The sequence below is a fragment of the Pseudomonas sp. LBUM1671 genome (genome assembly GCF_059695685.1).
Window position 1 is genome coordinate 1,185,568 of record NZ_CP166782.1, and the last position, 26,055, is coordinate 1,211,622.

The following is a 26,055-nucleotide window of genomic DNA, read 5'->3' on the forward strand; positions in this document are numbered from 1 at the left end:
TATTTACTCTGGTGAGCAGATCCACGAGGTAATAACCAGCCACCAGACTGGTTACGCCGATGATCAATTGGCCGGCGCGGCGCAGAACAACGCGTCCAGTGGCGGCCTGCTCGGTAGCAACGGTGGTTCGGGCGGCCTCGGCAGCTTGCTCTCGGGTGCGGGCGGCGGGGCATTGGCGGCCGGCGCCATGGGGCTTTTGCTGGGTAACAAGAAGGCGCGCAAAGTCGGCGGCATCGCCAGCGTGATGCTGGTGGATGAGGAGAGCTTCATGGCGAAGTCGTACCTTGATTAACTGGCGCGCCAGTTGAATCTGGAGCCGGGTTTGAAGGCTGAGTTGGAGAAACAGGTGCGTCAGGCGATGACTTGAGCCTTATGGGTTTGCGGGTGCATCGTTGATGTGCACTCGCCCCAAGCCTACCCACACTTAAGCGACCACCGACAACAACGCTTGAGGTCCGCGACGGCCAACATTGGAGTCCTGATCGGGTACACGTCAGATTGAGCAGTGGCATGACACCTGTCTTATAAACGCAACACCCTCAGCTATACTCCGCAGCATTTGACCCGCCCCGAGGACTGACTGTGAAGAACTGGACGTTGCGCCAACGCATCTTGGCGAGCTTTGCGGTGATTATCGCCATCATGTTGCTGATGGTCATCGTCTCGTATTCGCGGCTGTTGAAGATTGAAACCAGCGAAGCCAGTGTTCGTGAGGACGCGTTGCCCGGGTTGTATTACAGCTCGATGATTCGCAGCGCCTGGGTCGACACCTACCTTCGGACCCAGGAAATGCTCGGTTTGAAAGAGGGGCAGGGTTTCAGCGCTGAAGAAGCCGAAAGCTTCAAAAACTTCGAGGCGCGTTTGCTGGAGCAGATGAAGAATTACCAGGGCACCGTCACCACGGATGAAGACAAGGTCGAATACGCTGTTTTCGAAAAACTCCATGATGATTACAACAAGGTTCTGGCCGCTGTGCTCGACCTGCACAAGCGCAATCAGGAAGCCGAGGCCATCAAGATGTTCAACGAGCAACTGACCCCGGCCTGGACCGCAGGTCGCATGAAGCTCAATGACATCATTCGCGAAAACAAAGCCGTGGCTGATCAGGACATTGCGGCCATCGATGACGCTGTGATTACCGCGAAAGTGATCATGGGCATTTCCCTGCTGGTCGCGGTATTGGCCGCCGGCCTCTGTGGTTTGCTGTTGATGCGCGCGATCATGGCGCCGATGAACCGGATTGTGCAGATCCTCGAAATCATGCGCACCGGCGACCTCAGCGGCCGTCTGAATCTGGAGCGCAAAGACGAATTCGGCGCTGTGGAAACCGGCTTCAACGACATGATGACCGAGCTCACCTCGCTCGTGTCTCAGGCCCAACGCTCCTCGGTCCAGGTCACCACGTCGGTAACCGAGATCGCCGCGACCTCCAAGCAACAACAGGCCACTGCCACCGAAACCGCGGCCACCACCACCGAGATCGGCGCGACGTCCCGTGAAATCGCCGCCACTTCCCGTGATCTGGTGCGCACCATGACCGAAGTCTCCACCGCCGCCGATCAGGCCTCGGTCGCGGCCGGCTCCGGGCAGCAAGGCCTGGCGCGGATGGAAGAAACCATGCACTCGGTGATGGGCGCGGCGGATCTGGTCAACGCCAAACTGGCGATCCTCAACGAGAAGGCCGGCAACATTAACCAAGTGGTGGTGACCATCGTCAAAGTCGCCGACCAGACCAATCTCTTGTCGCTGAACGCCGCCATCGAAGCCGAAAAGGCTGGCGAATACGGTCGCGGGTTTGCCGTGGTCGCCACCGAAGTGCGGCGTCTGGCGGACCAGACCGCCGTCGCTACCTACGACATCGAGCAGATGGTCCGTGAGATCCAGTCGGCGGTCTCGGCCGGGGTTATGGGCATGGACAAATTCTCCGAAGAAGTGCGCCGCGGCATGTCCGAAGTGCAGCAGGTCGGCGAGCAACTGTCGCAGATCATCCACCAGGTTCAGGCGCTGGCGCCGCGGGTGTTGATGGTCAACGAAGGCATGCAGGCGCAAGCCACCGGCGCCGAACAGATCAACCACGCGCTGGTGCAGTTGGGCGATGCCAGCAGCCAGACCGTTGAGTCCCTGCGCCAAGCCAGTTTTGCCATTGACGAGCTGAGCCAGGTGGCCGTAGGGCTGCGGGGCGGCGTCTCGCGATTCAAAGTCTGATGAGCGAACTTGTGGTCAAACGCGGCGCGGTGGTGCCGGCAAAACACGCGTTGTTTCTGCTGTTTCGCATCGGCAACGAACGTTATGCCTTGCAGGCGCGCGAAGTGGCCGAGGTGCTGCCGCGCCTGCCGTTGAAGCCGATTGCCAAGGCACCGGCCTGGGTTGCCGGGGTGTTCGCCTATCGCGGCACGGTGGTGCCGGTGATCGACCTCAGCGCGCTGACGTTTGGCGAGCCGGCGCAAGCCCGCAACAGCACGCGGTTGGTGCTGGTGCACTATTGGCCGGATGAGGAAACCCCTGCACAGTTGCTCGGACTGATTCTGGAGCAGGCCACCGACACCTTGCGCTGCAACCCGGCGGACTTTAAACCCTATGGCCTGGACAATCGCCAGGCGCCTTACCTGGGGCCGGTCCGAGAAGATGCCCAGGGTTTGCTTCAATGGGTGCGGGTGGCCGATCTGCTCGATGATCAGGTGCGCGCACTGCTGTTTCCTTCGCCACCGCTGGACCCGGCGCTGCTTGAGGAGCGGCCATGAGCAGCGATCAGCGTTTTTTCGACTTCCTCAAGGAACGCATCGGCCTCGACGTGACGTCGGTGGGCCCGGCGATCATCGAACGCGCGGTGCGCCAGCGCAGCACCGCTTCCAGGGCGCTGACGGCCGATGAGTATTGGCACACGCTGCAAGGTTCGCGAGACGAACAGCAGGCGTTGATCGAAGCAGTGATCGTTCCCGAGACCTGGTTTTTCCGCTACCCGGAATCCTTCGCGACCTTGGCGAAACTGGCGATCCAGCGCTTGGCCGAGATCAACAACATGCGTGCGTTGAGGATTCTCAGCCTGCCGTGCTCCACAGGCGAGGAGCCGTACTCCATCGCCATGGCCTTGCTCGATGCCGGACTCAAGCCGCATCAGTTCAAGGTCGAAGGCATGGACGTCAGCCCGCTGTCGGTGGAAAAGGCCAAGCGCGCGCTGTACGGCAAGAATTCGTTTCGTGGCCAGGACATCGAGTTTCGCGAGCGGCATTTCAGTGCCGAAGAAGAGGGCTACCGCCTCGACGAGCGTGTGCTGGAACAGGTGCGTTTGCAGGTCGGCAATCTGCTCGATCCGGCATTGTTGGCCAGCGAGCCGCCTTACGATTTTGTGTTCTGCCGCAACCTGCTGATCTATTTCGATCTGCCCACCCAGCAGCAAGTCTTCGAAGTGCTCAAACGCCTGACGCATGTCGACGGTGTGCTGTTTATCGGCCCGGCCGAAGGCAATTTGCTCGGCCGTTTCGGCATGCGCTCGATTGGCATCCCGCAGTCTTTTGCGTTCAGCCGCCAGAGCGCGCCGGCGCCTCAGCCTGTGCCGGTCTTCGTACCGACGCCGCTGCCAGTGCGCCAACCGGTGCGCAGCGTGACACCGCCGCCCGTGCGCAATCGTCCGTTCACCACCGTCGCGCCGCTGCCCAACACGCCGAAAACGGCTATCGCGGACGCTGCCGCGCTGCTGGCGAACATTGCCGCACTGGCCAACGAAGGCAAAAGTGCCGACGCCCGCGCGGCCTGCGAAACGTATTTGCGCAGTCACGAACCGGTGGCCCAGGTGTTTTACTGGCTGGGACTGCTCAGTGATGTCGGCGGCAGAGTCCTCGAAGCCCAGGGTTTTTATCGCAAGGCGTTGTACCTCGAACCGCAACACCCCGACGCGTTGATGCACCTGGCTGCCTTGCTGCAATCCCAGGGCGACTCGGCGGGTGCCAAAAGATTGCAGGACCGCGCCGCCCGCAGCGAGCGCGCCGCCGACAGTGAGCGTAAACGATGAACGCCTCCGACACCTTGAGCGTCACCCATGAAGATGCCCTGGCCATCGATGACTGCTGGAACCGCATAGGGATCCACGGCGACAAATCCTGCCCGCTGCTGATCGAACACATTCACTGCCGCAACTGCGCGGTGTATTCAGCCGCTGCCACGCGCTTGCTCGACCGCTACGCCTTGCAACAGGTCGATCGCGAGCAGGTCTCGGTGGCGGTCGAAATCGACGTGAAAACCCGCTCGCTGCTGATGTTTCGTCTCGGCGAAGAATGGCTGGGCCTGGCCACCCGCAGCCTGGTGGAAGTCGCGCCGCTGCAAGCGATTCACTCGTTGCCGCATCAGCGCTCCCGGGCGTTGCTCGGCGTGGCGAACGTGCGCGGTGCGTTGGTGGCGTGCCTGTCGCTGGTGGAGCTGCTCGGTCTGGATGGCTCCGGCAGCGTGGCCTCTGGCGCGCGGGTGATGCCGAGGATGCTGATCATTGCCGCTCACGGCGGGCCAGTAGTGGTGCCGGTGGACGAAGTGGACGGGATTCACGCCATCGACGAGCGCATCCTTGAGGCCGCTTCGCAGTCCGGCACCCAGGCCAGCGCCAGATACACCCGGGGTGTGTTGCAATTCAAGGGTCGCAGCCTGCGTTGGCTGGATGAAGAACAGCTGTTGTCCGCCGTGACCCGGAGCCTCACATGACCCCCGAGCAAATGCGCGACGCCTCGTTGCTGGAGCTGTTCAGCCTCGAAGCCGAAGCCCAGACCCAGGTGCTGAGCGCGGGTCTTTTGGCGCTCGAACGCGATCCGACCCAGGCCGATCACCTTGAATCGTGCATGCGCGCGGCTCACTCGCTCAAAGGTGCGGCGCGGATTGTCGGCGTCGATGCCGGCGTCAGCGTCGCGCATGTGATGGAAGATTGCCTGGTCAGCGCGCAGGAAGGGCGCTTGTACCTGCGGCCCGAGCACATCGACGCCTTGTTGCAAGGCACCGATTTGCTGATGCGCATTGCGACGCCGAATAACAACCCGGGGCCGACGGATATCGAGGCCTATGTGGCGTTGATGGCGCGGCTGCTGGATCCGCTGGCGTTGGCCGTGCCGATCAGCACGCCTATCGCGCCGTTCATCACCGAGTCCGAACCTGAAGCGCTCGCGCCAACGGTCGAAGCACTGATTCCGGTCGCCGTACCACCACCGCTAGAGCCAGCGAAAAGAACCCGGCGCACCACAGATACTGGCGAACGGGTGCTGCGCGTCACGGCCGAACGCTTGAACAGCCTGCTCGATTTGTCGAGCAAATCCCTGGTGGAAACCCAGCGACTCAAGCCGCACCTGGCCACAATGCAGCGCCTCAAGCGTATGCAGAACAATGGCCTGCGGGCGCTGGAAAACCTCAATGTCCACCTCAAGGAACACGCCTTGAGCCTCGAAGCCCAGGAAGCCTTGGGCGATGCCCGACGGCTGCTGGCCGAGGCGCAGCAAGTGCTGGTGGAAAAAAACGCCGAGCTGGATGAGTTTGCCTGGCAGGCCAGTCAACGGGCGCAGGTTTTGTACGACACCGCGCTGGCCTGTCGCATGCGGCCGTTTGCCGACGTGTTGGGCGGGCAAGTGCGCATGGTTCGCGACCTCGGACGCAGTCTTGGTAAACAGGTGCGGCTGGAGATCGAGGGCGAGAAAACCCAGGTGGATCGTGACGTCCTGGAAAAACTCGAAGCGCCGCTGACGCACTTGCTGCGCAACGCCGTCGATCACGGCATCGAGTCCCCCGAGCAACGTCTGCTGGCGGGTAAACCAGAAGAAGGCCTGATTCGTCTGCGCGCCTCCCATCAAGCCGGATTGTTGGTGCTGGAACTCAGCGATGACGGCAGCGGCGTCGATCTGGAAAAGGTTCGCCGCAGCATCATCGCGCGGCAGTTATCCCCCGCTGAAACGGCTGCCCAGTTGAGCGAAGAAGAGCTGCTGACGTTCCTGTTCCTGCCGGGTTTCAGCCTGCGCGACACGGTCACCGAAGTGTCCGGGCGCGGCGTCGGCCTCGATGCGGTTCAGCACATGGTCCGCCAGTTGCGTGGCGCAGTGGTGCTGGAGCAAACGGCGGGCGAGGGCAGCCGTTTTCACCTCGAAGTGCCGCTGACGCTGTCGGTGGTGCGCAGTCTGGTGGTGGAGGTCGGTGACGAGGCGTATGCGTTTCCGCTGGCGCACATCGAGCGCATGTGCGACCTGGAGCCGGCGGACATTGTTCAGGTCGAAGGGCGTCAGCACTTCTGGTACGAAGGCCGGCACGTCGGGCTGGTTGCCGCCAGTCAGCTGTTGCAGCGCCCGGCGAGCGCGAGCAGCCAGCAAACCCTGAAAGTCGTGGTGATCCGCGAGCGCGAGGCGATTTACGGCGTGGCGGTCGAGCGCTTTATCGGCGATCGGACACTGGTGGTATTGCCGCTGGACGAACGTCTGGGCAAGGTGCAGGACATTTCCGCCGGGGCTTTGCTCGACGACGGGTCGGTGGTGCTGATCGTCGACGTTGAAGACATGCTGCGCTCGGTGGACAAACTGCTCAACACTGGGCGTCTTGAGCGAATTGCCCGTCAAGGCAGCCAAGTCGTCGAGGCGGCTCGCAAACGGATCCTGGTGGTCGACGATTCGTTGACCGTTCGCGAGTTGCAGCGCAAGTTGCTGCTCAATCGCGGTTACGACGTGGCCGTGGCGGTCGACGGTATGGATGGCTGGAACGCGCTGCGTTCGGAGGATTTCGATCTGCTGATCACCGACATTGATATGCCGCGCATGGACGGCATCGAACTGGTGTCTTTGTTGCGCCAGGACAATCGCCTGCAATCGCTGCCGGTTATGGTGGTGTCCTATAAGGATCGCGAAGAAGACCGTCGTCGTGGACTGGACGCCGGAGCCGACTATTATCTAGCCAAAGCCAGTTTTCATGACGACGCCCTGCTTGACGCAGTGGTTGAGCTCATCGGAGGAGCGCGGGCATGAAAATAGCGATCGTCAACGACATGCCCATGGCCGTGGAGGCCCTGCGCCGCGCCCTGGCATTCGAACCGGCGCATGAAGTGGTCTGGGTCGCCGGCAATGGCGCCGAGGCGGTGCAGCGTTGCGCCGAATACACACCGGACCTGATCCTGATGGACCTGATCATGCCGGTAATGGACGGCGTGGAGGCTACCCGGCGGATCATGGCCGACACGCCTTGTGCCATCGTCATTGTTACGGTCGACCGTCAGCAGAACGTGCACCGGGTGTTCGAGGCCATGGGGCACGGCGCGCTGGACGTGGTCGACACCCCGGCCCTCGGTGCCGGCAATGCCCAAGAGGCCGCGGCGCCGTTGTTGCGCAAGATCATGAACATTGGCTGGCTGATTGGTGACAAGGGCAATCGCGAACGACCGGCCCCCAGCCCGCTGCGCAGTTCGGCCTCGCGCCAGCGCCTGATCGCGATCGGCTCGTCCGCCGGCGGTCCGGCGGCGCTGGAAGTCTTGCTCAAGGGCCTGCCACAGGACTTTTCGACCGCGATAGTGTTGGTGCAACATGTGGACCAAGTATTCGCCGCTGGCATGGCCGAATGGCTCAGCAGCGCCAGCGGCTTGAACGTACGACTGGCCCAGGAAGGCGAGCCGCCGCAGGCCGGCACGGTGTTGCTGGCGGGCACCAACCATCATATTCGCTTGCTGAAAAACGGCACGCTGGCCTACACCGCCGAACCGGTCAACGAGATCTATCGGCCCTCGATCGATGTGTTTTTCGAGAGCGTGGCCAGTTACTGGAACGGCGATGCCGTGGGCGTTTTGCTCACCGGCATGGGGCGCGACGGCGCGCAGGGGCTTAAACTCATGCGCCAACAGGGCTACCTGACCATCGCGCAGGACCAACAAAGCAGTGCGGTTTACGGAATGCCGAAAGCGGCAGTGGCCATCGATGCCGCCGTGGAAGTTCGCCCACTGGACAAGATAGCGCCACGATTGCTGGAGATTTTCCCCAAATGAAGACTTTTCGCAGCAATCCTGGCCCAAGCAGTATTCAGGTGACCGCACATGACTGACTTACAGCTCGACGACTTCAAGACCGACGAAAACGCCGCCATGGTGTTATTGGTGGACGATCAGGCGATGATCGGCGAAGCGGTGCGCCGCGGGTTGTCGAACGAAGACAATATCGACTTCCACTTCTGCGCCGACCCGCACCAGGCCATTGCGCAGGCGATCCGTATCAAACCGACGGTGATCCTGCAGGATCTGGTGATGCCCGGCCTGGACGGCCTGAGCCTGGTGCGTGAATACCGCAACCATCCGGCGACCAAAAACATCCCGATCATTGTTCTCTCGACCAAGGAAGACCCGCTGATCAAGAGCGCGGCGTTTGCGGCCGGGGCCAATGATTACCTGGTCAAGCTGCCGGACAACATCGAACTGGTGGCGCGCATTCGCTATCACTCGCGTTCCTACATGACGCTGTTGCAGCGCGATGCGGCCTACCGCGCGCTGCGGGTCAGCCAGCAGCAATTGCTCGACACCAACCTGGTGTTGCAGCGGCTGATGAATTCCGACGGCTTGACCGGGCTGTCGAACCGCCGGCACTTCGACGAATACCTGGAACTGGAATGGCGCCGTTCGCTGCGCGATCAGAGCCAGTTGTCGCTGTTGATGATCGATGTCGACTACTTCAAGTCCTACAACGACAGTTTTGGCCACCTCGAAGGCGATGAAGCCCTGCGTAAAGTTGCCACCGCGATTCGCGACGCCAGCGCCCGGCCGTCGGACCTGCCGGCCCGTTACGGCGGAGAAGAGTTTGTCCTGGTGCTGCCCAACACCACACCGGGTGGCGCGCGCCTGGTGGCGGAAAAACTTCGCATGACTGTGGAAGCGCTGAAGATTCCGCACATTGTCCCCAGCGAAGGCTCAAGCCTGACCATCAGCATCGGCCTGTCGACCATGATCCCGCAGCCGGGCAGCGATTGCCGGCAACTGATCTCGGCGGCGGACAAGGGGCTGTACCTGGCGAAGAACAATGGGCGTAATCAGGTAGGGATTGAGTGAGGATTGGTTGGGATTTTGTGCTGCGGCTTGAATCCACCCCTCACCCCAGCCCTCTCCCCAGAGGGGAGAGGGGAGAGGGGAGAGGGGGAAAGGGAGCAGATCTTCAAGCTTTTCAAAGCCTGAGTTCGACTCGGAATTTCAGGTCGATGTAACTCTAAGAACAACTCGGTCAGTCCCCTCTACCCTCTGGGGAGAGGGTTAGGGTGAGGGGAGCGATCTCAAGCCAGGCAAATAACCTCAATCCATTCGCCCCTAAAGCCGCCAGGCGGGCTGCCGTGACAGCTTGATTACGTTATACTCGCCGGCTTTCAAAAGTTCGCCAACGAGTGCTGCCCGCCATGGAAATCAACCCGATCCTTAACAGTATCAAGGACCTGTCCGAGCGCTCCGAAACTATTCGGGGGTATCTTTGACTACGATCAAAAGCATGAGCGTCTGACTGAAGTCAATCGCGAGCTTGAAGATCCGGCTGTCTGGAACAACCCGTCGTACGCTCAGGAACTGGGCCGCGAGCGGTCGCTGCTGGCTCAGATCGTCGAAACCCTCGACGAAATGCACAGCGGTCTGGCCGATGCCAAAGATTTGCTGCTGATGTCCGCCGAAGAAGAAGACCAGGCCGCCGTCGATGACGTCGCTGCCGAAGTCGAGCGCCTGCGCGAGTCGCTGGAAAAACTCGAATTCCGTCGCATGTTCAGCGGTGAGATGGACGCCAACAACGCCTACCTGGACATCCAGGCCGGCTCCGGCGGTACCGAAGCCCAGGACTGGGCCAACATCCTGTTGCGCATGTACCTGCGCTGGGCTGACAAACGCGGTTTCGACGCGACCATCATGGAGCTGTCGGCCGGTGAAGTCGCCGGGATCAAGGGCGCCACGGTCCACATCAAGGGCGAATACGCCTTTGGCTGGCTGCGCACCGAGATCGGCGTGCACCGTCTGGTGCGCAAGAGTCCGTTCGACTCCGGCAACCGTCGCCACACCTCGTTCTCGGCCGTGTTCGTGTCGCCGGAAATCGATGACAACATCGAAATCGACATCAACCCGTCGGACCTGCGCATCGACACCTACCGCTCCTCGGGTGCCGGTGGTCAGCACGTAAACACCACCGACTCGGCCGTACGGATTACTCACGTACCGACCAACACCGTGGTCAGCTGCCAGAACGAACGCTCCCAGCACGCCAACAAAGACACCGCGATGAAAATGTTGCGGGCGCGCTTGTACGAGCAGGAAGTGCAGAAACGCAACGCCGCCTCCCAGGCCCTGGAAGACACCAAGTCGGACATCGGCTGGGGTCACCAGATTCGCTCTTACGTGCTCGATGCGTCGCGAATCAAGGATTTGCGCACTAACATCGAACGCAGTGACTGCGACAAGGTACTCGACGGCGATATCGACGAATACCTGGTGGCGAGCCTGAAACAAGGGCTGTAAACCGTCAGTCAAGACCTTAAGTCCCCTGCCCTCGGTGGGGGCAACGAACCTGTGATGGAATTTTTAAAGACATGAGCGACCTACAACTCGACCCGCAAGCCCTGCAACAGGAAGAAAACTCCCTGATCGCCCTGCGCAAGGAAAAGCTTGCTGCCGAGCGCGCCAAGGGCAATGCCTTCCCCAACGACTTCCGCCGCGACAACTACTGCGAAGACTTGCAGAAACAGTACGCGGACAAGACCAAGGAAGAGCTGGCAGAGGCTGCGATCCCGGTCAAGGTTGCCGGTCGCATCATGCTCAACCGTGGCTCGTTCATGGTGATCCAGGACATGACCGGGCGCATCCAGGTCTACGTCAACCGCAAGACCCTGTCCGAAGATACCCTGGCCGCGGTGAAAACCTGGGACATGGGCGACATCATTGCAGCCGTTGGCACCCTGGCCCGTTCCGGCAAGGGCGACCTGTACGTTGAAATGACCGAAGTGCGCCTGCTGACCAAGTCGCTGCGCCCGCTGCCGGACAAGCACCACGGCCTGACCGACACCGAACAGCGCTACCGTCAGCGCTACGTTGACCTGATCGTCAACGAAGAGGTGCGCCAGACCTTCCGCGTGCGTTCGCAAGTGATTGCGCACATCCGCAGCTTCCTGATGAAGCGCGACTTCCTCGAAGTCGAAACGCCGATGCTGCAAACCATCCCGGGCGGCGCTGCGGCCAAGCCGTTCGAGACTCACCACAACGCGCTGGACATGGAAATGTTCCTGCGTATCGCGCCTGAGCTGTACTTGAAGCGCCTGGTTGTCGGCGGCTTCGAGAAAGTGTTCGAGATCAACCGCAACTTCCGTAACGAAGGCGTTTCGACCCGTCACAACCCTGAATTCACCATGTTGGAGTTCTACCAGGCGTACGCCGACTACGAAGACAACATGGACCTGACCGAAGAGCTGTTCCGCGAACTGGCGCAACTGGTTCTGGGCAGCACCGACGTGCCATATGGCGACAAAGTGTTCCACTTCGGCGAACCGTTCGTGCGTCTGTCGGTGTTCGACTCGATCCTCAAGTACAACCCCGAGCTGACCGCTGACGACCTGAACGACATCGAGAAGGCTCGCGCCATCGCCAAGAAGGCCGGCGCCAAGGTGCTGGGCTTCGAAGGTCTGGGCAAGTTGCAGGTAATGATTTTCGAAGAACTGGTCGAGCACAAGCTGGAGCAGCCGCACTTCATCACCCAGTACCCGTTCGAAGTGTCGCCGCTGGCCCGTCGCAACGACGAGAACCCAAGCGTTACCGACCGTTTTGAACTGTTCATCGGTGGCCGCGAAATCGCCAACGCCTATTCCGAGTTGAATGACGCGGAAGACCAGGCCGAGCGCTTCATGGCTCAGGTGGCCGACAAGGACGCGGGCGACGACGAAGCCATGCACTACGACGCCGACTTCGTTCGCGCGCTGGAGTACGGCATGCCGCCAACGGCGGGTGAAGGGATCGGCATCGACCGCCTGGTGATGTTGCTGACCAACTCACCGTCGATCCGCGACGTGATCCTGTTCCCGCACATGCGGCCGCAAGCGTAAGTGTTTCGATAAAAAAGCCGCCTGAAATGGGCGGCTTTTTATTGCCTGTCTGGTACAAACGTATCAAATGGTTACTTTTGAAGTAAGAGAGGAATACCTGTCGTGAACCGTGCAATGGCTCAAGAGGGTGCAGCGGATGTCGCCACTGCAGTCGCTGAAAGTGTTCAGTACCAAGGCCGAAAGGCCAGCCGACAGGGCAGCGAGCAGCGTCGACAGGAGATTCTCGATGCGGCGATGCGCATTGTCGTGCGTGATGGCGTGCGGGCCGTGCGTCACCGTGCGGTTGCCGCAGAGGCCGGTGTGCCGCTGTCGGCCACCACTTATTACTTCAAGGATATCGATGACTTGCTCACCGATACCTTCGCCCAATACGTCGAACGCAGCGCCGCGTTCATGGCCAAGCTGTGGGTGAACAACGAGGGCCTGCTGCGCGAGATGGTGGTCAGCGGCGACGGCAGCCCCGAGTCGCGCTCGCAACTGGCGGACGACATTGCGCGGTTGATGGCGGACTATGTGCACCGGCAACTGATCAACCGCCGCGAACACTTGATGGCCGAACAGGCGTTCCGCCAGGAAGCGCTGCTGAACCCGCGCCTGGCGCTGTTGGTGCGTTCACATCAGCAAATTCTGCTACAGGGCACGTGCCAGCTTTTCCAGGTATTGGGTTCGCGCGAACCGCAACAGGATGCCAAGGTGTTGACGGCGATTATCGGACGGATGGAATATCAGGGCCTGCTCAACGACGCCGAGCCTGTCGCCGAGGCTGAAATGCTCGGTATCCTGACTCGCTACATGCACCTGGTATTGGCCTCGGTGTAATTCCGGGGTGCACCGCGACCCTGTAGGAGCGAGGCTTGCCCGCGAAGGCGGCTTAACATTCAACATCTATGTTGACTGACATATCGCCTTCGCGGGCAAGCCTCGCTCCTACAGGTTCGATGACCATCCGGGGCTGCGTGTGTTCATAGGGAGTGTTAAATGAAAGCCTGGCGTGTGGTTGTGATCGCCTTGTCGTTCCTGCTGCTCAGTGGCTGTCTGGTGACCTTCAAGGACCCACTGCCCGCCAGCGACCCCGCGCCCAAAGGTTTGCTGGGTAAATGGACCAGCACCAACGCCTGGGGCGAGCCTATGAATCTGGAACTGACGCGCCTGGGCGACAATCGCTATCAGGCGGTCGGCTACTTCAAGGCCACACCCAAGGAGCGCGAAGCCTACCCGTTTACGGTGTCGCGTCATGGCAGCCGCTGGTACTTGTCGGCGAAGGTGCCGGCACAGTTCGGCGGGCATTTCATCATCGCCGGGTTTGAACTCACCGATAAACACGAATTGGTGATCTACAACCTCGACCTCGAGCAAATCAATCAAGCCCTCGGACAAGAAGCCCTGAGCGGTGAAGGCTTCCAGACCGATGATGGCGACGGCGTCTTGATCAACAACAGCATGGACCAGGTCTTCGCTTACCTCGATGATCCGGCCAATTCCGATGTCTTCGTTGAGGCGGTGCGTTATCAGCGCCTGGCCAAAGCCAAATAGATCCAGCACGTAACGGTTTTTCTACAGGAGTTTCGGGTGGACGATTACCAGCAGACGATACGCATTTTGTCCGATCGCATTGTGCTGGCGCAGACGCCGATTCGCGTCCTCGATGCGGTCAAGTGGGACGACAGCATCCGCAAGGGTTTCCTCAAGGCCAAGGGCAAGGAAATGCCGGCGGTGGACCGCGACTATTACCTCAATCGGCCACTGTCTTTCGATTCCAGCAAAGTGAAGCTGGAATTCCAGAACATCGAGCGTGACATCACCCGTCAGCTCGGCCAGTTCAACCCGGTCGGCCAGATCATGCGGCGCATGTGCAAGGAATACCGGATGGTGGTGCGCATGCTCGAAGCGCGCGGCACCGAGGATTTCGGGCTGATTTCCCAGGAGTTGTACGGCGCCGCGTCCGACGCGTTCCACGCCGGCGACCCGACGCTGTCCGACCTCGGCCTGATGCTCTCCGATTACCTGAACAACATCGATGGTCGGGGTGACCTGAAGGACGAGCCGAAAACCCTCACCGCCAAGGATGCCGTGCATCTGCTGCAAACCCGGCTGAGCAAAGTGTTTGGCGAAGCCGAGGAAACCATTCGGGTGTTCGAGTCCGACGGCATCGTGGCCGATGCGGCGGCCGGTGCCGACTACATCAAGATTCGCACCGACGCGATGTTCAACGAACGTGACGTGCGCGCCCTGGAGGTGCATGAGGGGCTGGTCCACGTCGGCACCACGCTCAACGGGCTAAACCAGCCGATCTGCACTTTCCTCTCCAAAGGTCCGCCGTCGTCGACAGTGACCCAGGAAGGCCTGGCGATCCTGATGGAAATCATCACCTTCGCTTCCTACCCGAGCCGCCTGCGCAAACTGACCAACCGCACCCGAGCCATTCACATGGTGGAGGAGGGCGCGGACTTCTTGCAGGTCTTCGAGTTCTTCCGCGAGCAAGGTTTTGAAATGGCTGAAAGCTACGGCAACGCCAGTCGGGTGTTCCGTGGTTCGATACCGACCGGCCTGCCCTTTACCAAAGACTTGTCCTACCTCAAGGGCTTTATCATGGTTTACAACTACATTCAGTTGGCCGTGCGTAAAGGCAAGCTTGAGCAGATTCCGCTGCTGTTTTGCGGCAAGACCACGCTGGAAGACATGCGCACCCTGCGTCAGTTGGTGGACGAAGGACTGGTGGTGCCACCCAAGTATTTGCCGGATCAGTTCCGCGACCTGAACGCACTGTCGGCGTGGATGTGCTTCTCCAACTTCCTCAACCACCTGAGCCTGGACCGGATCGAAGCGGATTACTCCAATATTTTGTGATCACCACAAGACCTGTAGGAGCGAGGCTTGCCCGCGAAGTCGATATGTCAGTCAACATAGATGTTGAATGTTAAACCGCCTTCGCGGGCAAGCCTCGCTCCTACAGGGTCGCGGTGCTTTCCCACTCCATCTCTGCGAGGTTTCAACGGATGAGAATCCTCGGCATCGTCTGCCTTCTCCTGACCCTGAACGGTTGCAGCTCCCTGCTGTTCTACCCTGAACCCGGCCAGATATTCACCCCGGAAAAGGCCAAGCTCGAATACCGCGAAGTGACCCTCACCACCGCCGATGGCCTCAGGCTGAACGCTTGGTGGCTGCCGGCGAAAAAAGGTGTCGAGGTTAAAGGTACGGTGCTGCATCTGCACGGTAACGGCGGCAATCTGCCGATGCATCTGGGCGGCAGTTGGTGGTTGCCGGAGGAAGGCTATCAAGTGCTGCTGATCGACTATCGCGGATACGGTTTGTCTGAAGGCGAACCGAGTTTGCCGGCGATCTATCAGGACATCGACGCTGCCTTCAAGTGGCTCGACCAGGCGCCGGAAGTCAAAGGCAGGCCGCTGATCCTGCTTGGCCAGAGTCTTGGCGGATCGATGGCGGTGCATTACCTGGTTCAGCACCCCGAACGTCAGAAACAACTCAAGGCCTTCGTCCTTGATGGCGTGCCCGCCAGCTACCGCAGCATCGGCCGCTTTGCCCTGAGCAATTCCTGGCTGACCTGGGCGTTCCAGGTGCCGCTGTCGTGGCTGGTGCCGGACGGCGACAGCGCGATCAATTCCATGGCGCAGCTCAACGGCGTGCCGAAACTGATCTATCACAGCATCGACGATCCGATCGTGCCCCTTTCCAACGGCATCCGTCTGTATCAAGCTGCGCCGCCGCCGCGCGTGCTGCAATTGACCCGAGGTGGTCATGTGCAGACCTTTGCCGACCCGGTCTGGCGAAAAGTCATGCTGCGTTATCTCGACGACCCGCAGCACTTCAACGGCCTGCGCCGCCTGGGTGAAATCCCCAATTACCCGGCACCCCCGAATTCAGAAGATGAACCCTCAGAGAGTCCGCAATGAGTGAAGAACGTAACGCCATCCCGATGATCATCACCGGTATCTGCAGCATCCTCGGCACTGTTGGCGCCTTGTGGTACTACGGCTACCTGCACTTCGCCAAACCCGAAGATGCGCTGCTGCTCAGCGACTTCACCATGATCAAGACCGTGCCGGGGGAGGACTACAAAGTCTCCCTGGAGCCTGCGGCGCAAGTGGCCCAATGCATCGATGGCGTACTGGTGATGTTCGACACCGAACAGAAAGGCCTGACCGGTGTACTGGTCAACAGCAAGAAAAAAGCCGTGCGTTGCATGGGCGAGGAAACCCCGCAGAAGCTGGAGCAGTAACCAGTCCGGAGCTCACTAAAGATCCTCTGTGGGAGCGAGCCTCTGTGGCGAGGGGATTTATCCCCGTTCGGCTGCGAAGCAGTCGTAAAAACGTTGCATGCGGTGTATCTGATCCAACGTAGTTGTTGGTCTCGGGGCTGCTTCGCAGCCCAACGGGGATAAATCCCCTCGCCACAGAGGCTCGCTCCCACAGGAAGTTGTGTGATCTGCAGACATAAAAAGCCCCGCCTGATCGACTCAGGCGGGGCTTTTGTGTTTCAGCAGGCGAAGCTTAGTTCGAGCTGATGGCCGAACGCGGGATCACGGGCTGGTTGTCGTTGGAAATGGTCACTTCCACACGACGGTTCATTGCACGACCCGAGGTGCTGGTGTTTTCAGCAACCGGGTATTCCTTGCCATAACCCTGGGCAACGATGCGTGCTGGATCAACGCCCATCTTCACCAGCGCCATGCGCACGGAACCGGCACGACGCTCGGACAGCGACTGGTTGTGGCTCGCGGTGCCGGTGCTGTCGGTGTAACCCTCGACGATCACTTTGCGATCAGCGTTTTCCTGAAGGAACTGCGCCAGTTTGTTGATGTTCACCAGACCGCTGGATTTCAGGTCAGCACGGTCGGTCGCAAACAGCACGTCACCGAAGGTCACCAGCGTACCGCGATCGGTCTGCTTGGCGTTGAGGCTGTCCTGCAATTGCTTGATCTGCTGATCGCGAGCATCGAGACGTGCCTGGGCACGTTGCGCAGAAGCGTTTTTCAGGTTGGCTTCAGCGGTGCGCAGGGCGATGGTCTGCTTCGCCACTTCAACGCGCTGATTGGTCAGATACGCCAGTTGATCGACCTCGTTCTGATCTTTCTTGTCCAGGTAAGCCTTGTCGGCCTTGTCCAGGTAATCGCTGGCGTCTTTGGTTTCCAGTGCCGCCACTTTGCTGGCTTGCGGGTTGGCTTGCAGGCCGCTGTAGTTGGTGCGGGCCTGTTCCAGGTTCGCGTTAGGCGGGGTGGAGCAGGCAGCCAGTGCAACGCTTGCGGCCAGGAGAGCGGGGATCATCAATTGTTTACGCATAATAATTCGTCCTTTCTATCGATAAGAGCTTCAGAGGTCTGGATGCGCGCTTACTGCACGGTGCGCTGACTTTCCTGACGCAGTTCCTGAACCCCTTTCTGAGAGTCCTTCACAGCTTGTTCGGCTTTCATCGCCTGAGCTTTGCGTTCAGCTACGCGAGCGTCCCACTCAGCTTGCTCGGCCAGCACTTTGGCCTCGGCATACTTCTCGTCGTGCATGGCGATTTCGGCTTGTTTGAGCTTGTCTTGCGCGGACTTCATTTCCACGGCAGCAAATTCGGTACCGCCGGCGCTGACGGCGCCATTCACTGCTGATTGGGTCACGGCGAATTGCTCGGTCGGCGGGTTGCCGGCACAACCGGCCAGTACGAAGCTGCTGCCGATTGCAAGGGCAGCCAGTTTCAAACCGCGCAGTTGATTGAACGAGGTCTTGGCAGTGCTGATCTTCATGGTCTTCAACTCCATTGGTATAACTCCTGAAAAACTTAAAAATCCATGCTGGGCAAGGAGCCGTAACCGTCAATTTCCGGGGTGTTTTGAAACGGCCGTCCCAGGCGTGGTTACTGGCTGTGACCCGAGGCGTTTTTCAAAAGTTCAGAGAAGATGGCCTATCGCCCGAAAATAATTTGACCGAACGGACAAGGCTCTAAATCGGGAACTTTGGCGATGTGCAGCGGTATACCCGACCTGTTGAAGGCTTGGGGTACGCAATTTTTGAAGGGGGTACGCAGGTCAATGTGGGAGCGAGCCTGCTCGCGATTGCGGTTGAACATTCAACATTTCTGTTGGCTGACACACCGCTATCGCGAGCAGGCTCGCTCCCACAGGTATTGGGGGAAATCAGTGTTTTTGCTTGTCGTCAACGGATGACAAATCATGCAAGTGACGACGGGACAACGCGAGGAAGCGCGGGGTAGGGCCGACGTCTTCGTACAGCGGATCACCTTCTTCATCGGTGGCCACCACAGTCGATCCTTTCACGTACGGAAAGCTCTTTTCGAGCTCCTCCAGCGCGGCACCGATCAGCTCGCCAAGCAGTTCCTCGGGTTGGCGTTTGGGGTACATCTCGATAATCGCCGCCAGCCGTGCGGCCGCTTCCATGTCCAGATGAATCCTGTAACCGGTGTCGGTCAGGCGACCTTTTGCGTTTTCTTCCCAGTGCTGGGCAAGTTCGCGGATTTTCATAAAAACCTCAATTCGCTCCTGCTCGTGGCAGGCGGTGTGAGAGCCCGCCAATGGTCGGCGGCAAGCCGTTGTACGGCTTACTCTTCAGACTAGCTCGAACCCGCAAGGTTTAATGTCCCTGCGTCGTCTGCTTGTAAGAAGCGCTTTAGAGCGGCACTCTCTGTGATCAGAGCATGGCATTCAAAGACACCCGGATTTTCGCTGGAGAACTGCTGATGACCGATATTGATGCACGCTTGCGCGAGGACGTTCACCTGTTGGGTGAGCTGTTGGGCAACACCATTCGTGAACAGTACGGGGACGGCTTTCTCGACAAGATCGAGCAGATCCGCAAGGGCGCCAAGGCCGACCGTCGCGGTTCGATGGACGCTGAACTGAGCGCCAGCCTCAACCAATTGAGCGAAGCAGAGTTGCTGCCGGTGGCGCGGGCGTTCAACCAGTTTCTCAACCTGGCCAATATCGCCGAGCAATATCAGCTGATTCACCGCCGCGAAGAGTCGCAGCCAGCCCCGTTTGAAGCGCGAGTGCTGCCGGAACTGCTCGCGCGCCTGCGCGCCGAAGGCCATAGCGCCGAATCCCTGGCCCGGCAACTGGGGCGACTGGAGATCGAACTGGTCCTCACCGCGCACCCGACCGAAGTCGCGCGCCGCACGCTGATCCAGAAATACGACGCCATCGCCGCGCAACTGGCCGCCCAGGATCATCGCGACCTGACCACCGCCGAGCGCGAGCAGATCCAGGCGAAGTTGCAACGTTTGATCGCCGAAGCCTGGCACACCGAAGAAATCCGCCGCACTCGACCGACGCCCGTGGACGAAGCCAAATGGGGCTTCGCGGTGATCGAACATTCGCTGTGGCAAGCGATCCCCAATTACATGCGCAAGGCCGATAAGGCCCTGCACGCCGCCACCGGCCTGCATTTGCCATTGGAAGGCGCGCCGATCCGCTTCGCCTCGTGGATGGGCGGCGATCGCGACGGCAACCCGAACGTGACGGCTGCCGTGACCCGCGAAGTGTTGCTGCTGGCACGCTGGATGGCCGCTGATTTGTACCTGCGCGATATCGATCACCTCGCCGCTGAACTGTCGATGCAACAGGCCAGCGATGCGCTGAAAGCCAAGGCCGGGGACAGCGCCGAACCTTATCGCGCGGTGCTTAAACAGTTGCGTGAACGTCTGCGCGCGACGCGTAACTGGGCGCATGCCTCGTTGACGGCCACCACCCCGGCAACCGCCGATGTGCTGCACAACAACCGCGACCTGCTGGATCCGCTGGAGCTGTGCTACCAGTCTTTGCACGAGTGCGGCATGGGCGTGATCGCGGATGGTCCGTTGCTCGACTGCTTGCGTCGGGCGGTGACCTTCGGCCTGTTCCTCGTGCGGCTCGATGTGCGTCAGGACTCGTCCCGTCACACGGCGGCGATGACCGAAATCACCGACTACCTCGGCCTCGGTCGCTACGAAGACTGGAGCGAGGAGGAGCGCATCGCCTTCCTGGTGCGTGAACAGAACAACCGTCGGCCGTTGCTGCCGGCGTATTTCAAACCCTCGGCCGACACCGCCGAAGTGCTGGCGACATGCCGGGAAATTGCCGCCGCCCCGGGGGCTTCGCTCGGCTCTTATGTGATCTCCATGGCCGGCGCCGCTTCCGACGTGCTCGCCGTGCAATTGTTGCTCAAGGAATCCGGCGTGTTGCGGCCAATGCGCGTGGTGCCGCTGTTCGAAACCCTTGCCGACCTCGACAACGCCGGTCCGGTGATTGAAAAGCTGTTGCTGCTGCCGGGCTATCGCTCGCGCCTGCAAGGGCCGCAGGAAGTGATGATCGGTTATTCCGATTCGGCCAAGGACGCCGGCACAACGGCAGCGGCCTGGGCGCAATATCGGGCACAGGAACGTTTGGTCGATATCTGCCGCGAGCAGCAAGTCGAGCTGTTGTTGTTCCACGGTCGCGGCGGCACCGTGGGGCGCGGCGGTGGTCCGGCGCACGCGGCGATTCTGTCGCAGCCACCCGGTTCGGTAGCGGGACGTTTCCGCACCACCGAGCAGGGCGAAATGATTCGTTTCAAATTCGGCCTGCCGGACATCGCCGAGCAGAACCTCAATCTGTACCTGGCGGCGGTGCTGGAAGCGACCTTGCTGCCGCCCCCGCCACCGGAACCGGCCTGGCGCCATCTGATGGACGAATTGGCCGCCGACGGGGTCAAGGCTTACCGCGCCGTGGTGCGGGAAAATCCGCAGTTCGTCGAGTATTTCCGTCAGTCCACCCCGGAACAGGAACTGGGCCGTTTGCCGTTGGGTAGCCGCCCGGCCAAGCGTCGCGCGGGGGGTATTGAGAGCCTGCGCGCCATTCCATGGATCTTCGGCTGGACCCAGACGCGACTGATGCTGCCGGCCTGGCTCGGCTGGGAAGCAGCGCTGAGCAAGGCGCTGGAACGCGGCGAAGGTGAACTGCTGGGGCAGATGCGTGAACAGTGGCCGTTCTTCCGTACGCGCATCGACATGCTGGAAATGGTCTTGGCCAAAGCCGATGCCGACATCGCCCGATCCTACGATGAGCGTCTGGTCGAGCCGGATTTGCTACCTTTGGGTGCGCATTTACGCGACCTATTGTCGCAGGCGTGCGCCGTGGTCCTCGGGCTGACCGGTCAGTCTCAGCTACTGGCACATAGCCCAGCCACCCTCGAATTCATCCGCCTGCGCAACACCTACCTCGACCCGCTTCATCTATTGCAGGCCGAACTGTTGGCCCGTTCGCGGCAACAGGAAGTGGCGCAGGGCAGCCCGGTAGAACAGGCGCTGCTGGTGTCTGTGGCGGGGATTGCTGCCGGATTGCGAAATACCGGCTAAGGTTTTCGTCGTGGGGGAAGGCGCCCGACGCGAGGTTCGGGTGCCGGTGGGCGAGGGGCGGAAAAGGTCTGCCAGGCGACAGTTAATGATGGGGTTGCGACTTGGGGTACCCCGTCGCAAGGTCACGCAAGGCGCGGGTTTCTCCGACTTTCGGCGGCTTGTGTGGTCCGGGCCTGCTGTGTATCTTGAGCAGCCTTTGACCGTTTGGGCGGTCACGACCCTGTTTTTGAGATTGGCCCCACGAGGCGAATCCGTTGTTATCTATATAAAAAATTGAGGAGCACATCGATGCGCGTCATTCTGCTGGGAGCTCCCGGGGCCGGTAAAGGTACTCAGGCTAAGTTCATCACCGAAAAGTTCGGCATCCCGCAAATCTCCACCGGCGACATGCTGCGTGCCGCGGTCAAGGCCGGCACCGAGCTGGGCCTGATCGCCAAGAGCGTCATGGACAGCGGTGGCCTGGTTTCCGATGACCTGATCATCAATCTGGTCAAGGAACGCATCAGCCAGGCCGATTGTGCCAACGGTTTCCTGTTCGACGGTTTCCCGCGCACCATTCCCCAGGCTGAAGCCCTGGTGAAAGCCGGCGTCGAGCTGGACCACGTATTGGAAATCGACGTTAAAGACGAAGACATCGTCCAGCGTATCGCTGGCCGTCGTGTTCACGAGGCCAGCGGCCGCGTGTACCACATCGTCTACAACCCGCCGAAAATTGCCGGTAAAGACGACATCACCGGTGAAGAGCTGGTACAGCGCAAAGACGACACCGAAGAAACCGTGCGTCATCGCCTGTCGGTCTACCACGCCCAGACCGAGCCTCTGGTGAAGTTTTACCAGGAGCTGTCCGTCGCTCAAGGCAAACCGAAGTACAGCCACGTCGAAGGTATTGGCTCGGTTGAAGCGATCACCGGCAAGGTGCTTGAAGCGCTGAACTGAAAAGACTGATCCGCTTCATCTTCTACGGCCCGCTTGCGGGCCGTAGTTGTTTATACTGGCGCACTTTTTCTGACCTCTCTTACGGAAACATCGATGAGCACCTTGCTGGCCCTGGACACCGCGACTGAAGCTTGCTCCGTTGCCTTGCTGCATGACGGCAAGGTCACGAGCCATTACGAGGTGATCCCGCGCCTGCATGCGCAGAAACTGTTGCCGATGATCCAGCAGTTGCTCGCCGATGCCGGGACCACCCTGCAAGCGGTCGATGCCATCGCATTCGGTCGCGGGCCGGGCGCATTCACCGGCGTGCGGATCGCCATTGGCGTGGTGCAAGGCCTGGCGTTTGCACTGGAACGCCCGGTGCTGCCGGTGTCCAACCTGGCGGTGCTGGCGCAGCGAGCGTATCGCGAACACGGCGTGAGCCAGGTTGCGGCCGCCATCGATGCGCGCATGGATGAAGTGTATTGGGGTTGCTACCGCGAAACGGCGGGCGAGATGCGCTTGGTGGGTAATGAGGCGGTGTTGGCGCCGGAAGTGGCGGCGTTACCGGCCGATGCCAGCGGTGAATGGTTCGGCGCTGGCACGGGTTGGGGATATGCCGAACGCATCGCCGTCAGCCTGAGCGGGCAGGACGCGGGCATGCTGCCCCACGCTGAAGACTTGCTGACGCTGGCGCGATTTGCCTGGGAACGCGGCGAGGCGATTGTGGCGGATGAGGCTCAGCCGGTTTATCTGCGCGATAAAGTGGCGACGCCGAAAGCGCGTTGATCCGAGACCGAGTTGAACCCTTCGCGGGCAAGCCTCGCTCCTACAGGTTTGAGCCGATCGCAAAATGCGTGAACGACACAAACCCTGTAGGAGCGAGGCTTGCCCGCGAAAGCGATCTAACAGAAGTAGCCAATCGTCGATTTATCCCGCCGCTTTTAAACCTTTTCGTATTTCTGTGTTCTAGTTATCACTCGGCGGTTTGCGAAGTGGGTTATGTGCCACTAGACTGCCACTACTGATACCGGACATGTACTCCATGCGTATAGACGGCGTTTCCTCCCAGTCCTACCCCATCAAGCGCAAGCCCCGCAAAGGCTCGGTGGCGGATGACGACTACGTCGATATCGACGGCGAGCTGGAAATCCCGTCCGAAGAGCAAATGGCCGCCCGTGCCGCCAAAGCCTCCGCGCAACGCCTGAGCAACCTTCCGGCCCGTCAGCAAGACATGATCTACCACCGCGCCATGAGCAAAAGCGTCGCCACGGCACTCGCCAGCTACCTGAGCACTGCCGGTTTTGTCGATTGGGATACCGATGTAATGGGCCTCGACCTGTACATCTGATGTTGCTGCCTTACTACCTCGGCTGCCCGTCCTGGAGTGAAAACTCTTGGCGCGATTATCTGTATCCGCCGGACGCCAAACCCGCCGAATTTCTGAATCTCTATTCCCAAGTATTCAACGCCGTAGAAGGCAATACGACCTTCTACGCGAGCCCGGCTGCCAGCACGGTGCAGCGCTGGGCCGAGACCATGCCCGAACACTTTCGCTTCACCGCCAAGTTTCCCGGCGACATCAGCCACGGCGGTGACCTGCGCGAACAACTGACCGCCGCCGACACCTTCCTGCAGTTGCTCAGCCCACTCGGTGAGCGGGTTTCGCCGCTGTGGCTGCAACTGTCCAAAAGCTTCACCCCGCACCGATTGCCCGAATTGGCCGGCTTCATCGATGCACTTGAGCGACCGCTGGCGGTTGAAGTGCGGCATGACGAGTTCTTCGCCAAAGGTGATAGCGAGCGAGTGCTCAATCGTCTGCTGCTGGACCGTGGCGTCGAGCGCATTTGCCTTGATCCACGAGCGCTGTTCAGCTGCACGTCGACCGATCCTTCGGTGCTTCACGCCCAATCGAAAAAGCCCAGGGTGCCGACGCGTCCGGCAGCGTTTACCCAATTCCCGCAGGTGCGTTTCATCGGCCATCCACAGCTTGAGGCGAACGATCCGTTCCTGGAGCCCTGGGTCGAGAAAATCGCCGTGTGGATCGAAGAGGGCCGTACACCCTACATCTTCCTGCACACCGCCGATAACCTGCTGGCCGCCAGACTGGCGCAACGTTTTCACGCAAAACTGATGCTGCGTTTGCCTGGCTTGCCGCCGTTGCCTGAGCTATACAGAGAGCCCGCCGCCGAGCAACTTGGCCTGCTCTGAGGCGGACTCGTCCCCCATTCAGGAGCCTGCCAATGGATGCGCAAACCCTTCGAGCCCAGACGTTCAAAGCACTGCACGAACGCGAGGGCGCTTTTGTCATTCCCAATCCGTGGGACGCCGGCTCGGCGAAGATGCTCGCCAGCCTGGGGTTCGAGGCGCTGGCGACCACCAGTGCCGGTTATGCCTTTTCCAACGCGCGGCCCGATGGCGGGTTGACGCTGGACGATACGCTGGCGAACGTCCGGGCGATTGTCGCGGCAACCGACTTGCCGGTGGCAGTGGACCTGGAAAACGGTTTTGCGGACGACCCGGCCGAATGCGCGCAAAGCATTTTGCAGGCTGCGGCGGCGGGCGCTGTTGGTGGCTCGATCGAAGATGCCACGGGCCGTGAAGACGCGCCAATCTACTGCTTCGAACATGCCGTGGCGCGCATTGAAGCCGCCGTCGCAGCGGCGCGCAGCTTGCCTTTCCCTTTTGTCCTGACCGCCCGTGCCGAGAATTTTCTGCACGGCAATCCTGACCTGGCCGATACCATTCGCCGTTTGCAGGCATTCGCTGAGGCGGGGGCCGACGTTTTGTATGCGCCGGGTCTGCGCAGCGCTGACGACGTGTTGGCGGTGGTCCGCGCCGTGGCGCCGAAACCGGTCAACGTGTTGATGTCCGGCGGACTCAAATTGACGGTCGGGCAGTTGAGCGAGATGGGCGTCAAACGCGTCAGCGTCGGTTCGGCCCTGGCCTTGGCGGCGTATGGCGAGTTTTTCCGTGCGGCCGAAGAGATCAAGACGTCGGGCACCTTCGGGTTCACGTCGCGGTCCATGCCCTATGCGCAGGCCAATCAATTGTTCAAAGGCTGACGATGCGGTTTCGGTGGTGGCTGTTGTTGATGCTGTTGATCATCGGTGCGGCGGGCGCGAGCGTCTGGCGCGGCTGGATTTCGCTGCCGCCCCAATGGAACCCTTGGGCACCGCTGGACGTGAAGGCCAAGCCGAACGTTCTGACGCGCTACAAACTGATGCGCCTGCGTGATGATCCGCAATTGTGTGATCAGGCCTTGAGCAGTTCCGGGTTGCGGGTCACGCATCAGGCCGACAGTCCCGGCGCGACGTGTCCATTGATCAACAACTTGCGTGTGCAGGGCGGTGATGTCGCGCTAAGCAGCAGCTTTCTCGCCAGTTGCCGCCTGGCGGTTTCGTTTGCCCTGTTCGAACACCATGCCCTGCAACCCGCCGCACAAGCGGTGTACGGGCAGTCCGTCAGCCGGGTCGATCACCTCGGCAGCTTTGCCTGCCGCAACGTCTACGGCCGCGAAAACGGCAGACGAAGCCAGCACGCCAGCGCCGATGCGCTGGACATTGCCGGTTTCCGCCTGGCGGACGGTCGAGCCATCAGCGTGCTCAAGGATTGGCCGAAGGATAATCAGGACGCACGGTTTCTGCGCCAGGTTCGCGATGGCGCCTGTGGCTTGTTCAGTGTGGTATTGAGCCCGGACTACAACGCCGCCCATCGCAATCACTTTCATGTCGATGTCGGGCCGTGGTGGGTGTGTCGCTGACTGCCTGTTAT

24 protein-coding genes and 1 pseudogene are annotated in these 26,055 nt (G+C 60.6%); 22 read left to right on the forward strand and 3 right to left on the reverse strand.

Annotated features, from left to right (window positions below):
• Window positions 1-67: 67 nt before the first annotated feature.
• The 15 genes and pseudogenes from ACA060_RS05225 to ACA060_RS05295 all read left to right on the forward strand — a co-directional run.
• A pseudogene (locus ACA060_RS05225) lies at window positions 68-238 on the forward strand (hypothetical protein); the annotation flags it as partial.
• Window positions 239-582: 344 nt separating this feature from the next.
• Window positions 583-2,205 (forward strand): methyl-accepting chemotaxis protein, encoded by a 1,623-nt coding sequence (locus ACA060_RS05230; RefSeq protein ID WP_497315830.1) that lies wholly within the window; start codon window positions 583-585, stop codon window positions 2,203-2,205.
• Window positions 2,205-2,741: a chemotaxis protein CheW gene (locus ACA060_RS05235; protein WP_497315832.1), complete on the forward strand. Its 537-nt coding sequence runs from the start codon at window positions 2,205-2,207 to the stop codon at window positions 2,739-2,741. The genes ACA060_RS05230 and ACA060_RS05235 overlap by 1 nt, the downstream gene beginning before the upstream one ends.
• On the forward strand, window positions 2,738-4,009 hold the full coding sequence (locus ACA060_RS05240; RefSeq protein ID WP_497315834.1) for a CheR family methyltransferase: 1,272 nt from the start codon (window positions 2,738-2,740) through the stop codon (window positions 4,007-4,009). The genes ACA060_RS05235 and ACA060_RS05240 overlap by 4 nt, the downstream gene beginning before the upstream one ends.
• Window positions 4,006-4,689 carry a chemotaxis protein CheW gene (locus ACA060_RS05245; protein WP_497315836.1) on the forward strand — a complete coding sequence of 228 codons (684 nt, stop codon included), beginning with the start codon at window positions 4,006-4,008 and terminating at the stop codon, window positions 4,687-4,689. The genes ACA060_RS05240 and ACA060_RS05245 overlap by 4 nt, the downstream gene beginning before the upstream one ends.
• Complete coding sequence (locus ACA060_RS05250) at window positions 4,686-6,974, forward strand: hybrid sensor histidine kinase/response regulator (protein ID WP_497315838.1); 2,289 nt, start codon at window positions 4,686-4,688, stop codon at window positions 6,972-6,974. The genes ACA060_RS05245 and ACA060_RS05250 overlap by 4 nt, the downstream gene beginning before the upstream one ends.
• On the forward strand, window positions 6,971-7,981 hold the full coding sequence (locus tag ACA060_RS05255; protein WP_497315840.1) for a chemotaxis response regulator protein-glutamate methylesterase: 1,011 nt from the start codon (window positions 6,971-6,973) through the stop codon (window positions 7,979-7,981). The genes ACA060_RS05250 and ACA060_RS05255 overlap by 4 nt, the downstream gene beginning before the upstream one ends.
• 48 nt (window positions 7,982-8,029) lie before the next feature.
• The gene (locus tag ACA060_RS05260; RefSeq protein WP_109628167.1) at window positions 8,030-9,031 is read left to right on the forward strand and encodes a diguanylate cyclase domain-containing protein; all 1,002 of its coding nucleotides are present in this window, start codon (window positions 8,030-8,032) and stop codon (window positions 9,029-9,031) included.
• Between the two features lie 338 nt (window positions 9,032-9,369).
• Window positions 9,370-10,465, forward strand: a protein-coding gene (gene prfB, locus ACA060_RS05265; protein WP_102593528.1) for a peptide chain release factor 2 whose coding sequence is annotated in 2 segments (ribosomal slippage) — window positions 9,370-9,441 and window positions 9,443-10,465 — 1,095 coding nt in all. Because the reading frame shifts where the segments join, the coding sequence is not laid out codon by codon here.
• A gap of 71 nt (window positions 10,466-10,536) precedes the next feature.
• Window positions 10,537-12,039, forward strand: coding sequence for a lysine--tRNA ligase (gene lysS, locus ACA060_RS05270; RefSeq protein WP_497315842.1), 1,503 nt, complete (start codon window positions 10,537-10,539; stop codon window positions 12,037-12,039).
• A 102-nt stretch (window positions 12,040-12,141) separates the two neighbouring features.
• The gene (locus tag ACA060_RS05275) at window positions 12,142-12,858 is read left to right on the forward strand and encodes a TetR/AcrR family transcriptional regulator (protein WP_497315844.1); all 717 of its coding nucleotides are present in this window, start codon (window positions 12,142-12,144) and stop codon (window positions 12,856-12,858) included.
• Between the two features lie 159 nt (window positions 12,859-13,017).
• On the forward strand, window positions 13,018-13,572 hold the full coding sequence (locus ACA060_RS05280; protein WP_109628171.1) for a hypothetical protein: 555 nt from the start codon (window positions 13,018-13,020) through the stop codon (window positions 13,570-13,572).
• A 36-nt stretch (window positions 13,573-13,608) separates the two neighbouring features.
• Window positions 13,609-14,886 (forward strand): flavohemoglobin expression-modulating QEGLA motif protein, encoded by a 1,278-nt coding sequence (locus ACA060_RS05285; RefSeq protein WP_109628172.1) that lies wholly within the window; start codon window positions 13,609-13,611, stop codon window positions 14,884-14,886.
• Window positions 14,887-15,035: 149 nt separating this feature from the next.
• Window positions 15,036-15,950 (forward strand): alpha/beta hydrolase, encoded by a 915-nt coding sequence (locus ACA060_RS05290; protein ID WP_497315847.1) that lies wholly within the window; start codon window positions 15,036-15,038, stop codon window positions 15,948-15,950.
• Window positions 15,947-16,276 (forward strand): PA3694 family proteiin, encoded by a 330-nt coding sequence (locus ACA060_RS05295; RefSeq protein ID WP_497315849.1) that lies wholly within the window; start codon window positions 15,947-15,949, stop codon window positions 16,274-16,276. The genes ACA060_RS05290 and ACA060_RS05295 overlap by 4 nt, the downstream gene beginning before the upstream one ends.
• 271 nt (window positions 16,277-16,547) lie before the next feature.
• On the opposite strand, the gene lptF is transcribed toward ACA060_RS05295, so the two are convergent.
• The 3 genes from lptF to ACA060_RS05310 form a co-directional block, all read right to left on the reverse strand.
• The gene (gene lptF, locus ACA060_RS05300) at window positions 16,548-17,336 is read right to left on the reverse strand and encodes a lipotoxin F family OmpA-related lipoprotein LptF (RefSeq protein WP_109628175.1); all 789 of its coding nucleotides are present in this window, start codon (window positions 17,334-17,336) and stop codon (window positions 16,548-16,550) included.
• A gap of 50 nt (window positions 17,337-17,386) precedes the next feature.
• Window positions 17,387-17,800 (reverse strand): DUF4398 domain-containing protein, encoded by a 414-nt coding sequence (locus ACA060_RS05305; RefSeq protein ID WP_109628176.1) that lies wholly within the window; start codon window positions 17,798-17,800, stop codon window positions 17,387-17,389.
• Between the two features lie 375 nt (window positions 17,801-18,175).
• Window positions 18,176-18,520, reverse strand: coding sequence for a pilin assembly protein (locus ACA060_RS05310; RefSeq protein WP_497315851.1), 345 nt, complete (start codon window positions 18,518-18,520; stop codon window positions 18,176-18,178).
• A gap of 215 nt (window positions 18,521-18,735) precedes the next feature.
• Between ACA060_RS05310 and ppc the strand changes: the two genes are divergently transcribed.
• The 7 genes from ppc to ACA060_RS05345 all read left to right on the forward strand — a co-directional run bounded on the left by ppc (window position 18,736) and on the right by ACA060_RS05345 (window position 26,044).
• Window positions 18,736-21,366, forward strand: coding sequence for a phosphoenolpyruvate carboxylase (gene ppc, locus ACA060_RS05315; RefSeq protein ID WP_497315853.1), 2,631 nt, complete (start codon window positions 18,736-18,738; stop codon window positions 21,364-21,366).
• 288 nt (window positions 21,367-21,654) lie between these two features.
• Window positions 21,655-22,302, forward strand: a complete 648-nt coding sequence (gene adk, locus ACA060_RS05320; protein ID WP_109628179.1) for an adenylate kinase — start codon at window positions 21,655-21,657, stop codon at window positions 22,300-22,302.
• Between the two features lie 93 nt (window positions 22,303-22,395).
• Window positions 22,396-23,070, forward strand: coding sequence for a tRNA (adenosine(37)-N6)-threonylcarbamoyltransferase complex dimerization subunit type 1 TsaB (gene tsaB, locus ACA060_RS05325; protein ID WP_497315855.1), 675 nt, complete (start codon window positions 22,396-22,398; stop codon window positions 23,068-23,070).
• Between the two features lie 256 nt (window positions 23,071-23,326).
• Window positions 23,327-23,632, forward strand: coding sequence for a hypothetical protein (locus tag ACA060_RS05330; protein ID WP_109635961.1), 306 nt, complete (start codon window positions 23,327-23,329; stop codon window positions 23,630-23,632).
• Window positions 23,632-24,492 carry a DUF72 domain-containing protein gene (locus ACA060_RS05335; RefSeq protein WP_497315857.1) on the forward strand — a complete coding sequence of 287 codons (861 nt, stop codon included), beginning with the start codon at window positions 23,632-23,634 and terminating at the stop codon, window positions 24,490-24,492. Before ACA060_RS05330 ends, ACA060_RS05335 begins: the two co-directional genes overlap by 1 nt.
• A gap of 32 nt (window positions 24,493-24,524) precedes the next feature.
• Window positions 24,525-25,346, forward strand: a complete 822-nt coding sequence (locus tag ACA060_RS05340; protein ID WP_497315859.1) for an isocitrate lyase/PEP mutase family protein — start codon at window positions 24,525-24,527, stop codon at window positions 25,344-25,346.
• A 2-nt stretch (window positions 25,347-25,348) separates the two neighbouring features.
• On the forward strand, window positions 25,349-26,044 hold the full coding sequence (locus tag ACA060_RS05345) for an extensin-like domain-containing protein (protein ID WP_497315861.1): 696 nt from the start codon (window positions 25,349-25,351) through the stop codon (window positions 26,042-26,044).
• Window positions 26,045-26,055: the final 11 nt, after the last annotated feature.